Origin of the sequence: Stenotrophomonas sp. GD03777 (assembly GCF_029842485.1) — a bacterium.
In the GTDB taxonomy this organism is placed as follows: domain Bacteria; phylum Pseudomonadota; class Gammaproteobacteria; order Xanthomonadales; family Xanthomonadaceae; genus Stenotrophomonas; species Stenotrophomonas sepilia.
In genome coordinates this window covers 1-17593 of sequence record NZ_JAOCGL010000087.1, presented here as the reverse complement: position 1 = coordinate 17593, position 17593 = coordinate 1, and the positions used below count along the sequence as shown (strand labels likewise).

Genomic DNA, 17593 nt, shown 5'->3' with positions numbered 1-17593 from the left:
CCAACCCACCCCACCACGGAGGGGCTCCGCCGTTCGCCGACCCTCGCCGAAGGCGCGCTTTCCTCGCAAGAAAAAAATTTCCAACAGACGTGTCGATTCCCAGCCCCCTGGTTCGTTGTACCCAGTGAAGGGCACGCACCACGCGTCCCACGGGAGACCAAAATGAAAGTGATGGTGATCGTGAAGGCCAACGCCGACTCCGAAGCCGGCCGCATGCCCAGCGAACAGGAACTGTCCGAAATGGGCGCCTTCAACGAACAACTGGTGGCCGCCGGCATCATGCTGGCCGGTGAAGGCCTGCACGCCACCCAGCGCGGCCGTCGCATTCATTTCGGCGCCGGGGCACCCAAGGTCGAGGCCGGTCCGTTCGGTCCTGCCAGCGAACAGATCGCCGGCTTCTGGCTGTGGGAGGTGCGGTCGCTGGACGAGGCCGTTGAATGGGCCAGCCGTGCGCCGTTCGGCGAGGGCGGCACGCTGGAGCTGCGTCCCCTGATCTCCGCAGAAGACTTTGGTGAAGCCTTCACCCCCGAATTACAGCAGCAGGAACAGCGTCTGCGTGCACAGCTGGAAGGCTGACCCGATTCCTCTCCCAACCGGGCACGCCCCGGCACTACCACCCTGAACCGCACAACGGAGTATTGCCATGAGACTGATTCCCTTCCTCGGCTTCAGCGGCCAGGCCCACGAGGCAATGGCGTTCTATGCCAAGGCACTCGGTGGCCAGGTCACCTCGGAAATGAAGTACCGCGACATGCCGCCCTCCGATGGCTCGCCGGGCTGCAACGAAATGCCGCCGGAAACCCTCGACCACGTTGCGCACAGCCAGCTGGAAATCGGCAGCGCCATCGTGATGGCGGCCGACGGTCCCGGCGGTGGCGAGGGCGGCTCGACCACCATCAATGTCGACGTCGACAGCATCGAAGAAGCCGAACGCGTGTTCGCCGCGCTGGCCGAAGGTGGCCAGGTGCAGATGCCGATCGGCGAAACGTTCTGGGCACATCGCTGGGGCATGCTGATCGACCGTTACGGCAAGCCGTGGATGGTCAACTGCATGAAGCAGTCCTGATCCCGCCTCTGTCATCCACAAGGAGCTTCAACGATGAGTGCACCACAACCGCAGATGATCTTCGTCAACCTGCCCGTGCAGGACCTGGAGAAGTCCAAGGCGTTCTTCACCGCGCTGGGCTACAGCTTCAATCCGACCTACACCAACGACGACGCGGCCGGCATGGTCATCAGCGAAAGCATCTACGTGATGCTGCTGACCCAGCCCTTTCTCCAGCAGTTCACCAACAAGCCGATTGCCGACGCGCACACCCACACGGAAGTGATCAATGCGCTCTCGGCACCCAGTCGCAAGGCCGTTGACGAGCTGGTGGACAAGGCACTGGCCGCCGGCGCCAGCGAGCCGCAGCCGGCGCGCGACCTGGGCTTCATGTACCAGCGCGGCTTCCAGGACCTGGATGGCCATCTCTGGGAAATCGCACACATGGACGGCGAGCCGGGCTGACGGCCGCCGCAGGAGAACCCGCATGGCTTACGTGGACGCTTACGTGCTGCCGTGCCCGCAGGACAAGGTGGCGGCCTACCGCCGCCTTGCCCGCAAGGCCGGCGCGGTGTGGAAGGACCATGGCGCGCTGCAGTACATGGAATGCGTGGCCGACGATGTGGAGCCGGGCAAGAGCACCTCGTTCCCGCGCGCGGTCAAGGCGAAACCGGGCGAGACGGTGATCGTCGCCTTCGTGGTGTTCCGCTCGCGCGCGGCACGCGACCGCATCAACGCAAAGGTGATGGCCGACCCGCGGCTGGCGTCGCTGGGCCCGAAGGACATGCCGTTCGATACCCGGCGCATGTTCTGGGGTGGCTTCAAGCCGATTGTTGAAGCGTGAGCTGCGGCGCTTGTGCGGGCCGGGCGTGCGTGCTGTGATCGGCGCATGCTCGAGCCCGCACTGACGCAGCGTCTGGAAACCCTCTGGCGGATGGAGTCGCCAGTGCTGATCGCGCGCCTGGCGCGGCTGCTCGGTGGCGATGTCGGCCGTGCCGAGGAACTGGCCCAGGACACCTGGCTGGCCGCGCTGGAGCGTTGGCCGGAGCAGGGCATCCCGGACAACCCCGGAGCCTGGCTGATGACCACCGCGCGCAACCGTGCCATCGATGTGCTGCGCCAGCACCAACGCGTGGCTCAGCAGCACGCGCAATGGGGCGAGGAACTGCATCCGGCGGCGCTGCCGGCACCCGATGACAGCCAGGCGCTGGAGGACGACCTGGGCGATGACCTGCTGCGGCTGATGTTCGTGGCCTGCCATCCCGTGCTGCCGGCCGATGCGCGCGTGGCGCTCACCCTGCGCCTGCTCGGTGGCCTGACCACCGTGGAGATCGCGCGCGCGTTCCTGCAGCCGGAACCGACCATCGCCCAGCGCATCGTGCGCGCCAAGCGCACCCTGACGCAGAAGCAGGTGCCCTATGAAGTGCCGCGCGCGGAGGCGATGCCGGAGCGCCTGGCCTCGGTGCTGGAGGCGATCTACCTGGTGTTCAACGAAGGCTATGCGGCCAGCGCCGGCGACGACTGGATGCGCCCGGCGCTGTGCGAGGAAGCGCTGCGGCTGGCCCGCGTCCTGGCCCATCGGTTGCCGGTGCCGCCGGTACTGGGCCTGCTGGCGCTGATGGAGCTGCAGGCCTCGCGCGCAGCGGCGCGGGTGGACGCGCAGGGCGTGCCGGTGCTGCTGGACCAGCAGAACCGCGCACGCTGGGATTGGCTGCAGATCGAACGTGGGCAGCAGGTGCTGGCGCGTGCGCTGGCCGCGGGTGGTGGCGACGATCCCTACGTGCTGCAGGCGCGCATTGCGGCCTGCCATGCAGCGGCGCGCCGCCCCGAGGATACCGATTGGCCGCGCATTGCTGCGCTCTATGCACAGCTTCTGCAGGTGCAGCCTTCGCCAGTGGTGGCATTGAACCGGGTGGTGGCGATCCTGCGCAGCGACGGTCCCTTTGCCGCCTGGGCGCAGCTGCAGCCCTTGCTGGTCGACGCGCGCCTGCGTGACTACGCGCCGCTGCAGGTGGTGCGTGGCGAGCTGTTGCAGGCACTGGGGCGCGAGCAGGATGCGCGTGACGCTTTTGGCGAGGCGGCTCGGCTCAGCCAGAACCAGGCCGAGCGTGGACTGTTGCGGCAGCGGGCGGGCCTGCCCCCCACGGACTGAGCCGACAAGGACAGCACTTGTCGCCGCGCGCCTTAGCGGCTATGTTTCGCGCCCAGCGGACGCATCAGCGCCCGCATTCCGTGCGTATTGACCGAGGAGCGGTTGGATGTATTCAAGGACGAAGAGCGCATCGCGCGCTTTTGCGCGCCTGCTTGCCTGTGCCCTGTGCCTGGCCGTATGGCCGATGGCCGTGCAGGCCGCGGACAAATCGCAGCAGGCCTATTGGGCCGGTTTTGCCTATACCGCTGACGCCGCCGCCGTGCAGGCGACCACGCCACATGCGCATGCGGTGCTGGAACGGCGTGGCCTGATCCCGCTGAACCAGACGCTGGCGCAGTCGCTCAAGCGCCGCGCACCGGCCCACCTGGAGCTGATCGACCAGCCGGTGGCGATGCTCGACGGCACCACCAGCGCCACCGTGCTGGCCGCCGCGCTGGACCGCGAACTGGTCTCGGTCGAGCCGATCGGTGACCAGTACAAGGTGCTGGTGGAAGTGGCGCTGCAGGCGTTGTTCTTCGACTTCCGCGAGCGCCAGGTGATCGCGTCCTATCCGCTGACCCTGCAGCGCATCGACGTGCAGGATTACCGACCGGACAACGACGATATCGACGCGATCGTCGCCGATCTGCTGTATGGCGGCGCCGATACCAGCCTGTCGCAGGTGCTGGCGGCCAGCCTCGCCCAGGCCAGGTTGCCCGACGCGGCGGTGCGCCGTCTGCAGGTCGGAGGTGTAACCCTGTCCGACGCGGTCCGCGCCAAGCTGCCCGATCCGAAGTGGGAAGCGCCGCTGCGCGCCACCCTCGCCCATGAACTGTCCAAGACGCTGTCGTCCAACACCGGCGTCGGGCTGCTGCCGCCGGCCTCGGGCCAGGCGATCGGTGGCGCGATGGCTGCCCGCTTTGCCGACGGCAAGGTCTACCAGCTGAAGATTCCCGAACCCGACTACGTCATCAACCTGCAGGTCGATGCATTGAAGAACGGCGTGATCGAGGAAACCCCGGCGATGAAGACGATGCTGTTCGGCGCCTTCTTCACCGCCAGGGTGACCGAACCGTTCTCGGGGAAGGTCTATTTCGAACAGCCGCTGCGCAAGGGGGCCACCAAGGTGGTTCCGGCCACGCAGTGGCAGGTCGACCAGTGGTCGGCCAGCTACGAAACCCTGCTGGCCGGGCTCGATGCCTTCGCCGGCGCCGCCGCCAAGCGTGCCGATTCGCGCGCCTGGCTGGACGAACAGAAGCCGGGCGGCCGCCCGTTGCAGCAGCAGACCCAAGCCCTCCAGGAGTTGATCAAGTCATGTCGTTGATGCGTACCATCCTGCTCATCCTCATCGCGCTGGTGGTGGCCTCGCCGGTCGCTGCGCAGACCGCGAGTTCGCGCGGCACCGGCTCGGCCAGCTACGGCCTGCGCCTGAGTGCCGATACCCGTGCCCAGGCCCTGAACAAGGCCAAGGTCAACGCCCTGGAGGCATACATCGCCGAAACCGGTGCGGCCAAGCTGCGCCTGTTCGAAGCGCGCCGCGCCGAGTTCATCGGCGAGATCGACCGCTACGTGCTCAGCGCGGTGCAGCTGTCGGACACCGAAGACAAGAAGGCCAAGACCTACACCGTCACCGTCCGTGCCGAGATCAACACCACCCTGCTGCAGACCAAGCTGGATGCGGGTTCGGCCGTGGCCGGTGCCACCGCCGCGCAGCGCTCGCTGCTGACCTTCCTGTTCATGGCGCGCTCGCAGGACACCGTGCAGTCGTTCCAGGACAAGGAGTACCGCCGCGTCGACGCCAGCAGCAGCTACAGCGAGAACACCCGTGAGGGCGACAGCTTCCGCGGCAACTCGGTCAGCACCAACGGCAGCATCAACCAGAATGGTTCGGTGTCGGTCACCAGCGGCGGCAGCACCACCGCGCGCGCCGACAACATCACCTGGAAGGTGGCCAACGCCGCCGAGGTCAACACCGCGATGACCGGGGCCTTCAGCGCCGCGGGCTACGAAGTGGTTGAAGCCGAATACGTGGAAGGCGAATCGCGTGGCCTGCTCAGCATCGAGCGCATCCGCAAGGACTTCAGCACCGGCAACGACCTGGCCCCGGCCACCCTGCGTGACACCGCCAACGGCATCCGTGCGGCCAACATTCCGTACATCGCCGTCGGCACCCTCGACATCGGCATGCGCGACCGTGATCCGGCCAGTGGCAACACCCGCGTGTTCGTCACCGTCACCGGCAAGGTGCTGGATGTGACCGGTCGTTTCCCGCGCACCGTGTCGTCGGTCGGCCCGGTGCAGTTCTCCGGCACCGGCCCGAATGAAACCGTGGCCCGTACCAATGCCCTGCAGCTGGCTGCCGAAAAGGCCGCCCAGCAGATGATCAACGAACTGAACGTCAAGGCGGTCCGCTGATCCGCCGCCCCGTGGGTGCCGAGCGCGCTCGGCATCCACCGGGGCTTACCGATTCCCCACGTGCCGCACCGCGGCCGTCTCTCCCAAAGGACTCTCACATGATCCGCAATACCGCTCTTGTCCTGGCCATCGCGGCCGCCACCCTGTCGATGCCGGCGCACGCTGGCCTGGGCAAGCTGAAGGACCTGGCCGGCGCCGCCACCGGTACCTCCAGCAGCAGCGCCTCCAGTGCCGCCGCACCGGATGAAGCCGCGCAGGAAGCACTGGTGCGTCGTTTCGTCAGCTCGCAGTCGCACTCGCTGCAGGCCCAGACCTCGTTCGCCCGTGCCTTCGGCCTGGCCGAGCAGGTGCAGCTGCTGGAAGCCGAGCGCCAGGCGCTGTCGTCGGGTTCGGTCAGCGTCGATGCGATGAAGAAGTCGGTGTCGGTCAGCGAAGCCGCCCAGGCCGCGATCGACGAGCGCCAGGCCGCGCAGCCGGAGCTGAACGCTGAATCCAAGCAGCACTATGCCGAAGGCCTGGTCTCGCTGCTGGCGTCGGCTGCCGAAGCGCAGAAGCTGGGCGGCGAAGCCAGCAACTTCACCGCCGGCATGAAGAACCTGGGCGCCACCCAGATGGCCACCGTCGGCCGCAAACTGGCTGCCGGTGCATGGGTGGCCAAGGAATCGCCGGGCTTCATCCAGGGCCTGTACGGCTCGACCAAGTCGGCCGTGACCTTCGCCAAGAAGAGCAAGGTGAAGGTGCCGTCGAACGCCGATTCGATGCTCGACTCGATCTGATCCGAGGATCAACCCCATGCGTACGACCTCCCGTTTGATCGGCCTGGGCCTGGCCGCCGTGCTGCTTGCAGCCTGCGGCAAGCAGGACACCCCGGCCGCCGATGCGCCCACACCCGCCAAGGACAAGGCAACCAGTGCACTGGCCAGCAATGCGCCAGTGGAAGCAGCGCCCCTGCGTGGCACGCCGGATTTCGGCGGCACCACCCAGGTCGCGCGCGAGGCCGACGGCATCGGCAGCACCCCGGAACTGGCGGTGCTGGCGGCGCTGCAGTCGGCGGTGGCGCAGGTCAACGGTGTACGCGTGGCCAGCCAGATGCAGGGCCTGCGCGCAGGCCTGCATGTGGACGTGGATGACGAACACGTCGGCGATATCCGCGCCGACGCGTTCACCCAGCAGATGATCGCCGGCTCGCAGGGCGCGGTGCTGGGCTATGAAATCCTGTCGCAGGACGAAGTGCGGCAGCTGGACGAGGAAACCATCGCGCGCGTGCGCGCCAGCGATGAAGGCTGGAGCTTCAAGGGTTCGGCCTCTGCCAGCGCCTCTGGCGAAGCCACGGCCAAGGGCGGCGGTGCCTCGGCCAGTGTCAAGGAGCGCTACGACGAGAAGGTCAGCGTCGATGCCAAGCGTGGCGCAAGCTCGTTCGATTCCGACGTGACCCACCGCAGCATGCGCAGCTACTGGAAGGTACGCGTGCGTGCCCAGATCGCCCAGTACCGCGCACCGGACGAGCAGGGCAAGCCGAAGATCGTGGTCGCGCTGCCGCGTACGAAGGCCGGCAGCTATGCCGTGGGCGATGGCCGCGTGAGCGCCGATGAAGTGGCCGACGCGATCCGCGCACGCCTGTCCGACACGCTGACCCAGACCCAGCGCTTCATCGTGCTGGATCGCGAGTTCGGCGACGAACTGCAGGCCGAGATCGACCACATCAACAGCGGCAACGTGCGTTTGCAGGACACTGCCCGCGTCGGCCAGCAGCTGGCGACCGACCTGATCCTGATCCCGACCATCGAACGCTTCGAGTACCCGCGCAGCGTGCGCAACCTGCGCATGTCCGACCGTCAGGTGACCTCATACTCCGGTGGCGGCCGCATCACCCTGCGCCTGGTCAACGCCACCACTGGCCAGGTGGTGATGTCCGACAGCTTCGATCACCAGTTGGCCTCGACCGGCCCGAGCACCCTGCCGCGTGTGGTCAACGGCCGCAACATGGCTGCGGCGATGATGGAATCGCTGTCCGGCCAGATCGGCACCAGCATCGTCACCACGCTGTTCCCGGTGTCGGTGGTGTCGGTGGACGGTGACCAGGTGGTGCTGAGCCAAGGCGGTGACACCGTGCAGGCCGGCCAGCGCTGGCAGGCTGTGCGCCTGGGCGAGGAACTGAAGGACCCGCAGACCGGCCGTTCGCTGGGCCGCAGCGAACACCCATGCTGCACCATCCGCATCGACCGCGTGGCTGCACAGACCTCGTACGGCACCATCGAAGACGGCGTTGACGCGATGCGCGGCGGCTTCCGTCCGGGCCAGATCGAACTGCGCCAGAAGCTGGGCAGCAAGCCGGCTGCCGCCGCTGCTGGCGCAACGGCCTCGGCAGCACCGGCTACCGCCGCGCGCCCGGTGGCCAAGCCGAAGCCCAAGCCTGCTGCCGCCCCGGCCGAAGACCCGAACTGGTAACACGCCCAAGCAACACACAGATGGGGTCAGAGCCCTTTCCTGCCGGGAAAGGGATCTGACCCCTTCGTGTTTCCGTCCGTGTTGACCAAGGTCGACACCCACCAACAGCAGCAGAGATCTGTCGAAGGCGGGGTGGGTCCGGTTGCGTGGGTGTCCGCGGCATGAATGCCGCGGCCAAGCCCCCAAGGGTGAGGGCGCTTTGCTTGCGAAGCATTGCTTCGCAAGCGCCCGAACGCACAGCCGCCAGCGGCTGGGCCGGACCGCGGAGCGGGGTTTACGGCGTCCCCCGCAACCGGACCCACCCCGCCATCCCACCGAATGCCTGCTTCTGCTGTTGCTGTTGCTCCAGCTGTTGCTGCTGCCCTGGCTTCGGCGGGTGCAGGGCGCAGCCCTGCCGAATCCCATTACACTCCAGAGAGATTTCCCTGCTGGAGAGAGCAATGAAACGAGTGGTACTGGGCGTGCTGGCCCTGTCGGTGTCGAGCGCACTGATGGCGGCCACCCCGAAATTCGATGGCGCGCGGATCTCCGCCGACGTCAAGGAACTGGCCTCCGACGCCTACGAAGGCCGCTCGCCGGCCACCGCCGGCGAAGAGAAGACCATCGCCTACCTCAGCAAGCAGTTTGCCGACGCCGGTCTGCAGCCGGGCGGCGACCTCAAGGACGGCAAGCGCCTTTGGACCCAGGCCGTGCCGCTGCGCAAGGGCGACATCGTCGGCACACCGCAGCTGGCGCTGCACCAGGGCGGCAAGACTGTTGCGCTGGAGCAGGGCAAGCAGATTGCCGTGCGCGCCGCCATGAACGGCGCCAGCAACGTCGACATCAGCAAGGCCCCGCTGGTGTTCCTCGGCTATGGCGTGAAAGCGCCGGAGCGCAACTGGGACGACTTCAAGGGCGTGGACCTGAAGGGCAAGATTGCCGTCGTACTGATCAACGATCCGGACTTCGAAACCGGCCAAGGTGATTTCGACGGCAAGGGCATGACCTATTACGGCCGTTGGACCTACAAGTACGAGGAAGGCGCGCGCCAGGGTGCACTGGGCGTGCTGATCGTGCACGAGACCGCACCGGCCTCCTATGGCTGGGCCACCGTGGCCGGTTCCAACACCAACACCATGTTCGACGTGGTGCGCGACAACCCGGCCGAAAGCCACCCGCTGCTGGAAGGCTGGATCCAGCGCGACCTGGCCGTGGAGCTGTTCCGCTCCGCCGGGCAGGACTTCGAGGCGCTGAAGAAGAAGGCGCAGCAGCGCGACTTCACCCCGGTGCCGCTGACCGGCGCCAGCCTGGACGCGAAGTACGCGGTGAAGACCGAAGTGATCACCTCGCACAACGTGGCCGCACGCCTGGAAGGCAGCCGCCATCCGGATGAGACGATCATCTACAGCGCGCACTGGGACCACATTGGCGTGGGCGAGCCGGACGCGCGCGGTGACCGCATCTTCAACGGCGCACTGGACAACGCCAGCGGTACCGCCTCGCTGCTCGAGCTTGCCCGTGGCTTCGCCAAGGAAACGCGCCCGCAGCGCTCGCTGCTGTTCCTGGCGGTCACCGCCGAGGAGAAGGGCCTGCTGGGTTCGGAGTACTACGCCACCCATCCGCTGTACCCGCTGGAAAAGACCGTGGCGGTGATCAACATGGACGGCATGGCGCCGTTCGGCCCGTCGCGTGACTTCGGCATCTACGGTGCCGCGCGTTTCGAGCTGCTGGACCAGCTGAAGGACGTGGCCAAGGGCTGGGACATCCGCTACACGCCGGACCCGAAGCCGGAAGCGGGCCTGTTCTTCCGCTCCGATCACTTCCCGTTCGCCAAGCGTGGCGTGCCGGCACTGTCCTGGTCGGCCGGCCAGGACTGGGTGGACGGTGGCGTCGCCGCAGGCAAGAAGGCCTCCGAGGACTACACCGCCAAGCGCTACCACCAGCAGGGCGACGAATGGCAGCCGGACTGGGTGTTCGCCGGTGCCGCCCGCGACCTGGAAGTGCTGTACACGCTGGGCAACCAGCTGGCCAACGCGCGCAGCTGGCCGAACTGGAGCAAGGACGAGTCGTTCCGCGCCGTGCGTGACGCCAGCGCCGACCAGCGCAAGTAAGGGCGTTCGGTAGTGCCGGCCGCTGGCCGGCAACCGCACTCGGTCCGGGCAACCGTCCCCTGAGTCAGGGGGCGGCGCCATAGGCGCGGGGGTGTGGGTGCTGGTGAGATGGGGCCCACGGCTTGCGCAGGCGAGCCGTGGGAGCGCCAGCGCGAATGCGCAGGCGCGTTCCCGGCATTTCCATAGCGGCTTCCATCCGCACTTTCCGGCCCTTCGTCGCAGGGCGCTTGCTTGCCCGGCCGGCCGCCCTATGCTCGGCTCACCCCCTTCCTCCAAGGCGCCGCCGTGTTCGCCAGCCTTTCACTCCTGTTCCGTCACCTGCTGGCCTGGGCTGCGGCGCTGTTCGTCGCTGGCATGGTCTGGAGCGGCATCTTCAGTGGCATGAACGATGGCCCGGGCTGGATTTTCGGCCTGCTGGCGATGTTCCTGATCATTTCCGCGCTGGGCAGTGCCATCACCCACATCCGCCGGGTCTGGCTGGTGGCCGGTCGCCTGGATGCCACCACCCTGTCCGGTCGCCAGCGCCGCCAGATCGAACTGCCGATGGACGCCGGCCACGCCTTTTCGGTGGTGGAGGCGGCAATCTCCGAACTACCCCGCGTGGAAGATGTGGAAAGCTCGGCCGGCAGCCTGCAGGTGCGCGCCTATGTGCGCCGGGTCGATCTCTGGAATGGCCGCCAGCCATCGCGCTGGAATCTGCCTGCGCGGCTGGCGATCAAGCGCAACAGCGTGCTGGCAACGGTCACGCCGGGGCAGGGCACCAGCACTGTTACCCTGCTGTTCGAACCCGATGCCGGCTGGTGGGCCGACCTGCTGGCGCTGGACGAGGGCAGCAACTTCGAGAACGCCGAAGCAGTCACCCGCGCGATCAGTCGCCGCGTCGCCGACCAGCGCCGCGACGAACAGGCTGCGGCCGAACAGACCCAGGTGGAAAAGGAACTGTCGGTGGCGCGCTTGAACCTGTTGCATGCGCAGGTGGAACCGCACTTCCTCTACAACACGCTGGCCAATGCGCAGGTGCTGACCCGCACCGACCCGGCACGGGCCGAACAGATGCTCGGCCACCTGATCCAGTACCTGCGCAGCTCGTTGCCACAGGTGGACGAATCGGTGTCCACGCTGGGCGTGGAGCTGGAACGCACCCGCGCCTACCTGGAGATCCTGCGCATCCGCATGGGTGCACGGCTGGCGGTGGAAGTGCAGGTGCCCAACGAACTGCATGGCGTGCACCTGCCGGCGATGGCGCTGCAGACGCTGGTGGAAAACGCGATCAAGCATGGCCTTGAACCCAAGCCCGGCGGAGGCACGATCTGGATCCTGGCGCGCGGCTTCGATGACCACGTGACGGTGACCGTGGCCGACGATGGGCTCGGCTTCGGCCAGGGCACCAGTGGTACCGGCATCGGCCTGAAGAACCTGCGCGAGCGCCTGCGCCTGACCTGCGGTGAGCAGGCCGGCGTGGCGATCGTCGCCAACTTCCCCAGCGGCGTGGCAGCGACCATGACCCTGCCGCAGTCGCACAAGGAGCGCAGCCATGCCGCTTGAAGCCCTGATCGCCGAAGACGAGGACCTGCTGCGGCAGTCACTGGTGGAGCAGCTGGGCCGGCTGTGGCCGGACCTCGCGCTAGTGGCCGAGTGCGAGGATGGTGCCAGCGCACTGGAGCAGCTGGCCGAGAAGCAGCCGGACATCGCCTTTCTCGATATCCGCATGCCTGGCATCAGCGGCATCGAGGTGGCACGCTCGCTGTCCGAGCTGAGCCCGCGCACCCAGGTAGTGTTCGTCACCGCCTACGACCAGTACGCCATCGATGCGTTCGAGCAGGGCGCGATGGATTACCTGTTGAAGCCGGTCAGCGACGAGCGCCTGCTGGCCACCCGCGAGCGCATCCTGTCGCGGCTGCCATCGACGCGCCAGGACGATGCCGTGCTGGAGCGCCTGCTGCAGCGGTTGGGCCCATCGCAGGGCGCAGCCGAGCGCCCGCCACTGGCCTGGATCACCGCCAGCAACGGGCGCGAGACGCAGCTGATCATGCTGGAAGACGTGGCCTACTTCCGCGCGGACAACAAGTACACCACCGTGGTCACCGCCACCGGCGAAAGCCTGCTGCGCACACCATTGCGCGAGCTGCTGGAAGTGCTCGATGCGCAGCACTTCCGCCAGATCCATCGTTCGACCATCGTCAACATGAAGGCGGTGGCGGCGGTCAGCCGCGACGATACCGGGCGCGGCGTGCTGCGCCTGCGCGGGCGCACGGAGACGCTGGTGGTCAGCCAGCCGTTCATGAGCCTGTTCCGCGGCATGTAGCCGCAGCAGCATCTCCTTCACCGAGGAACGAACATGCCCCGACTGTTGATTGCGTGCATTGTCGTGCTGGCGTTGGCCGGCTGCGAAAGGTCCCGCAACACCTCGATCACGCGCACCCACGCCAACGGCGTGGACACGCTGTACAGCAAGGCTACCGTCGTCGATGGCGAGGCTCGTTTCCAGTGCATTGCCAGCAGCAGTGGTGCCTGCCACTACCTGGTGCTCGATCCGGGCTGCAGCCCCGATGCGGCGTGTACCGCACCGCCGCTGCGCCGGTTCGCAGTTGCAGCAGGCAAGACCGAGGCCATGCGTGGCCTGCCCGACGGCTTCCGCCAGTGCGTCAGCCAGGACCCGATAGAACACTGCCACCGTGAGTGATCACGGTGGCAGTGTGGGTCCCCCCGCTTCCCTGAAGGCTCAGTAGGCAGGTTGCAGTGTCAGGTCGTGATGGTGCTCGGTCTCGCCCACATGGTTGAGGCGGCCGACCAGTTCGGAGTGCTGCTTCATCCGGCCGATCTCGGTCATGATGCGGATGTCCTCGTGGCGCAGTTCGCGCCTGGCGGTGACCGCCTGCTTGTAGTCCAGCACTTCCGGGTAGTGCTCGGCCAGGTCCAGCGCCTCGGCCACGTGTTCGACGCTGTCGGCCTTGGAACTGATGCGGGCGCGACTGTTGAACGCCTTCATCCAGCGCTCGAAGCCGGCCTGCTGATCGAACATGTTGGCCATGAACCAGATCACGAACAGGATCGAGACCCACGAGCCGAACACGATCACCACGCGGGTGAAGGTGATATGGAAGTCATCGCGCCACAGGTAGTTGGCGATCAGGCCCAGGATCAGCAGCGAGGCCGCCTGCCAGCCGACGATCGAGGCGATCAGCCACTGGCACTTGGCCTGGGCCAGCACCGCCACTTCATCGCGGATCTGCTGCTCGCTCAGGCTGCGCCAGTGCGCCACCTGTTTGTCGAACGGGCTGCTGTAGAGCTCGTTGTCGCGAAGCAGAATTCCCAAACCCTTGAACAAGGCAATCATGGCTGGCTCCTTGTGGAACGTGCGTCGATCAGCATTGGACGGTGTGGCAGGTCCAGTTCTAGCACTTCCAGCGGGCCGTGCAACGGGGGCAATGCCAAGCGGCGCAAGGGTTTGCCCGGCGGGGGTGAAAATTGATGCATTGCATCATCGCAGTCGCAGCCTGCGACAGGATGTCGCAGGGTGAAACGTGCTGCGGCCGCACATGAAACCGTCGCTGAGCGGGGAGGCTCGCCGCCGGAGGCGTGATCGCCGAGAATCGGAGCCAACCGCGCAAGACGCGACTGTTCTTCCGCCTTTCCTGGACCTGTGATGCCGGCTCTGCTGCAGCGACTCTCCCGCCCCGTCACCGCGCCGATCCGACGCTGGGTACTGGACGCCTTCCCGCGCGGCCAGAGCGGCATCGATTACGACCATCCGCAGGGCGACCCGGGCTGGTTCGGCCCGGACAGCGTCACCTGGCGGCTGCACGCCGAATTCCCCTCGATGCTCGCCGGTGGCCTGTGCGCGCTGATGCTGCAGACACTGCACCCACGCGCGCTGGCCGGGGTCTATGACCACTCCAATTTCCGCCAGGACCTGGTGGGTCGGCTGCGCCGCACCACGGCCTTCGTTGCCGGCACCAGCTATGCGCCCAGCGGCGAGGTGGAGGCGCTGGTGGCCAAGGTGCGCCGCATCCATGCGCAGATCCGCGGGCAGACCGCGCAGGGCGAGCCCTACGCCGCCGACGATCCGCAACTGCTGACCTGGGTGCACGTGACCGAAGCCTTCGGTTTCCTGCAGGGTTTCCGACGCTACGGGCGCGAGGTGCCGGCGCACATCGCCGATCGCTATTACGACGAGTACCGTTGCGTGGCCGAGGCACTGGGCGCGGTGGATGTGCCGCGCAGCGAAGCGGAAGTGGCGGCGTACTTCTGTGCACGTCAGCCGGAGCTGCGTGTGGATGAGCGCTCGCGCGAGGTGCTGGAGGTGCTGTCCGGCGTGCGCCTGCCGGTACCGGTGCCGGGGCTGTCGCGCGAGGTGTTCCTCGGTGCGGGCGCGGCGCTGCTGCCGGACTGGGCCGAAGGCATGCTTGAACGCAGTGGCCGCCAGCGCGCGCAGGCGGCGGCGTCTGCGAAGCTGATGCAGGGCATGGCGCCGCTGTTCCGCCGCGCACTGCCCGATGGCCTGGCCAGTCGCGCCTGTGCACGCATGGGCGCTCCGGTGGAGATCCTGCGCGAGTGGCCCGCGGTTGCCTGGTAGGTGCCAAACTTGGTTGGCACGCCTTTCACGCGGTGCCGCGGAAGCGCCAACCAAGGTTGGCAGCTACCCGCAAGTGAAACGGGCGCCTTGCGGCGCCCGTTCCGGTTACATCACCACACCTTGACCCGCTTGTCCGGGGCCAGGTACAGCTTCTGGCCTTCCTTCACCTCGAACGCCGGGTACCAGGCGTCGATGTTGCGCACGGTCAGTGCGCGGAACTGGCCCGGTGCATGCACATCGGTCAGCAGCGAGTTGCGCAGCGCCTGCTCGCGGCTCTTGCTGCGCCAGGCCTGGGCGAAGCCGAGGAAGAAGCGCTGGTCCGGGGTGAAGCCTTCCAGGGTCTGGCCCGGCTTGCCCTGCAGCGACAGCTGGTAGGCGTCGTAGGCGGTGCCCAGGCCGGCCACGTCGGCGATGTTCTCGCCCAGGGTCAGCTTGCCGTTCACATGCACGCCCGGGAACGGCTCGTAGCTGCTGAACTGCGCGGCCAGCGCATCACCGGCGGCGTTGAACTGCTTCAGGTCCTCGGCGGTCCACCAGTTGTGCAGCTTGCCGGTTTCATCGAACAGCGCACCGGCGTTGTCGAAGCCATGGCTGATCTCGTGGCCGATCACCGCGCCAATCGCACCGTAGTTCACCGCGTCGTCGGCGGCGCCGTCGAAGAACGGCGGCTGCAGGATCGCCGCCGGGAACACCAGGCGGTTTTCCAGCGGTACGTTCATCGCATTGATGGTCTGCGGCAGCATCGCCCACTCGCTGTGGTCGACCGGCTTGCCCAGCTTGGCGATGTTGCGCTGGTACTCGAACAGCTCGGCGCGCTGCGCGTTGCCCAGCGGGTCATCACGGCGGATCTCAAGGCCAGTGTAGTCGCGCCACTTCTCCGGATACCCCATGCCCACGGTCAGGCCGGTAACCTTGGCCTTGGCATGTGCCTTGGTCTGCGGCGACATCCACGACAGCGCGTCGATGCGCTTGGCGAACGCGGCGATGATGTTCTTCGCCATCTCGTCCGCGCGCTCCTTGGTCTTGGCGTCGAAGTGCTTCTCGACATAGCGCTTGCCGATGGCTTCGCCGACGGCATGGTTGGCATCATCCACGGCGCGCTTCCAGCGGTCGCTCTGCTGCGGCGTGCCGCTCAGCGCGGTGCCGTGGAAGGCGAAGCGGGCATCGGCGAATTTCTTCGGCAGGTAGGCGGCGGCACGGTCCAGCGCGTGGAAGGCCAGGTAGTCCTTCCACACCTCCAGTGGCTCGGTGGCGACCAGCCTGGACAGGCCGGCCACGGCCTTGGGCTGCCAGACGATGAAGTCCTGCTGGTTGCCCAGCGCGGCCGCATCGAGGAACGCGCTCCAGTCCATGCCCGGCGCCTTGGCATTGAAGTCGGCCTGGGTCCAGGGGTTGGCGCCCTTGGTCACATCATTGGTTTCTTCCTGGGTGGCATGCGCCTGCGCGATCTTCGTTTCCAGCGCCAGGATGCGCTGCGCCTTGCCAGCCGGGTCGGCCACACCGGCCAGCTGCAGCATCTGCGCGATGTAGGCCTGGTACTGCTTGCGCAGCTCGGCCATGCGGCCATCGCCCAGGTAGAAGTCACGGTCGGGCATGCCCAGCCCGCCCTGCACCAGGTACGGCGCGGTGCGGTCCGGTTGCAGCATGTCCACCGAGACCCACAGGCCGAACAGGCGGTCGGTGTAGAAGTTGGTGGCGTTGAGCAGGTCGACGTCGGCGCGCAGGTCGCCGCCGAGGGCGCGGGCCAGCCCGGCCTTGTCGGCGATCGCATCGATGGCCTTCAGCTGCGGCTGCACCGGCGCCAGACCGCGCTGCTCGATGCCAGCCTCGTCCATGTAGGCGGCGTAGTAATCGCCGATCAGCTTGTCGTCACCGCTGGCCTTGGTGTTGCCGGCCGCCCCTTCAAGGATGGCGCGGGTATCGGCCAGGGTCTTCTCGGCAATGACGTTGAAGCTGCCGAAGCGCGAGCGGTCGGCCGGAATCTCGGTGTTCTTCACCCAGGTGCCATTGGCGAAGCCGAAGAAGTCGTCGCCGGCGGCGATGCTGCGGTCCATGCCGCTGGCATCGAAGCCGAAACTGCCCAGCATCGGCTTGGCCGCAGCGGGGGCGGCATCGGCCGGCGCGGTGGCACCGGCGGCCGGTTCGGCCGGGCGGTCACAGGCGGCCAGGGACAGGCTGGCAACGATGGCCAGCGCCAGGGTGGGACGGCGCAGCTTGGACATGGACTTCTCTTGCAGCGGAAAACCCCAAGTCTAATCCGCTCCGGCGCCACTGGCCGCGTCCTTGCGCCGCCCGTCCTGTGCAGGATCTGGCTGAACGCGCAGACGCGATCTTCACGCCGTCACCGGGGTGGTGCATGCTGGACCCTGGAGCCCTGCGTGGACACGGGGGAGGTGGCCATGCAGGGTGGGGTCAGGCGTCAAGAATGGCGTCCGCCGGCCGTTGAGGTCGGGGACGTGGAGGATTCGTTCGCGCATGAAGCCAGCCGACTGCACAAGGAAGATCAACCGATGCCCGCGCTGAAACGGGCGTTGGCACGGCCGCTGCGCGCCATCACCTGGGGCGGTGTGCTGCTGGGCGTTCTGCTGGTGACCGGCCTGACCCTCATGCTGGTCAATGACTACCACCGCCGCCTGGAAGCGGCGCAGCGGCAGAGCCGCGCGCTGGCGGTGGGCAGCGAGCGCCTGCTGGCGCTGGAGCTGCGCAACCTGGAACGCGCCCTGTCCGGCATCGCCGCCGACGCCGCCGAGGTGTTCCGCAGTGTGCCGGTACAGGCGCCGGCCTTGATGGATGCCTCCATCGGCGGCGTGCTGCGCCGGCATGCCGAGCTGCACAGCATCGTCGTGCTCGACAGCCATGGCCGACCGCTGACGGCCGGCACGGGCGAC

The 17593-nt window shown here is 67.4% G+C and carries 16 protein-coding genes and 1 pseudogene; 15 read left to right on the top strand and 2 right to left on the bottom strand.

All coding sequences use genetic code 11. The features are described 5' to 3' along the window. Nucleotides 1–162 precede the first annotated feature (162 nt). The 13 genes from N5E02_RS16130 (at nt 163) to N5E02_RS16070 (ending at nt 12812) form a co-directional block, all read left to right on the top strand. Nucleotides 163–576 (top strand): YciI family protein, encoded by a 414-nt coding sequence (locus tag N5E02_RS16130; RefSeq protein WP_032953878.1) that lies wholly within the window; start codon nt 163–165, stop codon nt 574–576. A gap of 67 nt (nt 577–643) precedes the next feature. Then, a complete protein-coding gene (locus tag N5E02_RS16125; protein ID WP_139726669.1) occupies nt 644–1066 on the top strand; it encodes a VOC family protein in 423 nt (140 codons plus the stop codon). A 33-nt stretch (nt 1067–1099) separates the two neighbouring features. After that, nucleotides 1100–1510: a VOC family protein gene (locus N5E02_RS16120; protein ID WP_188239203.1), complete on the top strand. Its 411-nt coding sequence runs from the start codon at nt 1100–1102 to the stop codon at nt 1508–1510. Between the two features lie 22 nt (nt 1511–1532). Beyond that, a complete protein-coding gene (locus tag N5E02_RS16115; RefSeq protein ID WP_014645774.1) occupies nt 1533–1889 on the top strand; it encodes a DUF1428 domain-containing protein in 357 nt (118 codons plus the stop codon). A gap of 45 nt (nt 1890–1934) precedes the next feature. Continuing rightward, the gene (locus tag N5E02_RS16110) at nt 1935–3197 is read left to right on the top strand and encodes a sigma-70 family RNA polymerase sigma factor (protein ID WP_111008068.1); all 1263 of its coding nucleotides are present in this window, start codon (nt 1935–1937) and stop codon (nt 3195–3197) included. A 106-nt stretch (nt 3198–3303) separates the two neighbouring features. Then, nucleotides 3304–4500 (top strand): hypothetical protein, encoded by a 1197-nt coding sequence (locus N5E02_RS16105; RefSeq protein ID WP_188219107.1) that lies wholly within the window; start codon nt 3304–3306, stop codon nt 4498–4500. After that, nucleotides 4491–5591: a hypothetical protein gene (locus N5E02_RS16100; RefSeq protein ID WP_032953880.1), complete on the top strand. Its 1101-nt coding sequence runs from the start codon at nt 4491–4493 to the stop codon at nt 5589–5591. The genes N5E02_RS16105 and N5E02_RS16100 overlap by 10 nt, the downstream gene beginning before the upstream one ends. A gap of 98 nt (nt 5592–5689) precedes the next feature. After that, on the top strand, nt 5690–6367 hold the full coding sequence (locus N5E02_RS16095; RefSeq protein WP_005415096.1) for a hypothetical protein: 678 nt from the start codon (nt 5690–5692) through the stop codon (nt 6365–6367). A gap of 16 nt (nt 6368–6383) precedes the next feature. Further along, nucleotides 6384–8039: a CsgG/HfaB family protein gene (locus N5E02_RS16090; RefSeq protein ID WP_164093140.1), complete on the top strand. Its 1656-nt coding sequence runs from the start codon at nt 6384–6386 to the stop codon at nt 8037–8039. Nucleotides 8040–8479: 440 nt separating this feature from the next. Then, nucleotides 8480–10129: a M28 family metallopeptidase gene (locus N5E02_RS16085; RefSeq protein WP_053500755.1), complete on the top strand. Its 1650-nt coding sequence runs from the start codon at nt 8480–8482 to the stop codon at nt 10127–10129. Nucleotides 10130–10414: 285 nt separating this feature from the next. After that, nucleotides 10415–11674: a histidine kinase gene (locus N5E02_RS16080; RefSeq protein ID WP_061478621.1), complete on the top strand. Its 1260-nt coding sequence runs from the start codon at nt 10415–10417 to the stop codon at nt 11672–11674. Continuing rightward, complete coding sequence (locus N5E02_RS16075; RefSeq protein ID WP_005415102.1) at nt 11664–12434, top strand: LytTR family DNA-binding domain-containing protein; 771 nt, start codon at nt 11664–11666, stop codon at nt 12432–12434. Before N5E02_RS16080 ends, N5E02_RS16075 begins: the two co-directional genes overlap by 11 nt. Before the next feature lie 33 nt (nt 12435–12467). Next, the gene (locus N5E02_RS16070) at nt 12468–12812 is read left to right on the top strand and encodes a hypothetical protein (protein ID WP_065179265.1); all 345 of its coding nucleotides are present in this window, start codon (nt 12468–12470) and stop codon (nt 12810–12812) included. A 39-nt stretch (nt 12813–12851) separates the two neighbouring features. On the opposite strand, the gene N5E02_RS16065 is transcribed toward N5E02_RS16070, so the two are convergent. Beyond that, complete coding sequence (locus N5E02_RS16065; protein WP_164093522.1) at nt 12852–13466, bottom strand: hypothetical protein; 615 nt, start codon at nt 13464–13466, stop codon at nt 12852–12854. 309 nt (nt 13467–13775) lie between these two features. Between N5E02_RS16065 and N5E02_RS16060 the strand changes: the two genes are divergently transcribed. Then, nucleotides 13776–14705, top strand: coding sequence for an oxygenase MpaB family protein (locus N5E02_RS16060; RefSeq protein WP_005415105.1), 930 nt, complete (start codon nt 13776–13778; stop codon nt 14703–14705). A 110-nt stretch (nt 14706–14815) separates the two neighbouring features. Here N5E02_RS16060 and N5E02_RS16055 read toward each other — a convergent pair whose 3' ends face one another. Further along, complete coding sequence (locus N5E02_RS16055; RefSeq protein ID WP_188239204.1) at nt 14816–16927, bottom strand: M13 family metallopeptidase; 2112 nt, start codon at nt 16925–16927, stop codon at nt 14816–14818. 177 nt (nt 16928–17104) lie between these two features. On the opposite strand from N5E02_RS16055, the pseudogene N5E02_RS16050 reads away from it, so the two are divergent. Then, a pseudogene (locus N5E02_RS16050) lies at nt 17105–17593 on the top strand (sensor domain-containing phosphodiesterase); the annotation flags it as partial.

Coding starts and splice junctions, on each gene's coding strand:
- N5E02_RS16130 (WP_032953878.1), top strand. CDS start 163: ATGAAAGTGATGGTGATCGTGAAGGCCAACGCCGACTCCGAAGCCGGC.
- N5E02_RS16125 (WP_139726669.1), top strand. CDS start 644: ATGAGACTGATTCCCTTCCTCGGCTTCAGCGGCCAGGCCCACGAGGCA.
- N5E02_RS16120 (WP_188239203.1), top strand. CDS start 1,100: ATGAGTGCACCACAACCGCAGATGATCTTCGTCAACCTGCCCGTGCAG.
- N5E02_RS16115 (WP_014645774.1), top strand. CDS start 1,533: ATGGCTTACGTGGACGCTTACGTGCTGCCGTGCCCGCAGGACAAGGTG.
- N5E02_RS16110 (WP_111008068.1), top strand. CDS start 1,935: ATGCTCGAGCCCGCACTGACGCAGCGTCTGGAAACCCTCTGGCGGATG.
- N5E02_RS16105 (WP_188219107.1), top strand. CDS start 3,304: ATGTATTCAAGGACGAAGAGCGCATCGCGCGCTTTTGCGCGCCTGCTT.
- N5E02_RS16100 (WP_032953880.1), top strand. CDS start 4,491: ATGTCGTTGATGCGTACCATCCTGCTCATCCTCATCGCGCTGGTGGTG.
- N5E02_RS16095 (WP_005415096.1), top strand. CDS start 5,690: ATGATCCGCAATACCGCTCTTGTCCTGGCCATCGCGGCCGCCACCCTG.
- N5E02_RS16090 (WP_164093140.1), top strand. CDS start 6,384: ATGCGTACGACCTCCCGTTTGATCGGCCTGGGCCTGGCCGCCGTGCTG.
- N5E02_RS16085 (WP_053500755.1), top strand. CDS start 8,480: ATGAAACGAGTGGTACTGGGCGTGCTGGCCCTGTCGGTGTCGAGCGCA.
- N5E02_RS16075 (WP_005415102.1), top strand. CDS start 11,664: ATGCCGCTTGAAGCCCTGATCGCCGAAGACGAGGACCTGCTGCGGCAG.
- N5E02_RS16070 (WP_065179265.1), top strand. CDS start 12,468: ATGCCCCGACTGTTGATTGCGTGCATTGTCGTGCTGGCGTTGGCCGGC.
- N5E02_RS16065 (WP_164093522.1), bottom strand. CDS start 13,466: ATGATTGCCTTGTTCAAGGGTTTGGGAATTCTGCTTCGCGACAACGAG.
- N5E02_RS16060 (WP_005415105.1), top strand. CDS start 13,776: ATGCCGGCTCTGCTGCAGCGACTCTCCCGCCCCGTCACCGCGCCGATC.
- N5E02_RS16055 (WP_188239204.1), bottom strand. CDS start 16,927: ATGTCCAAGCTGCGCCGTCCCACCCTGGCGCTGGCCATCGTTGCCAGC.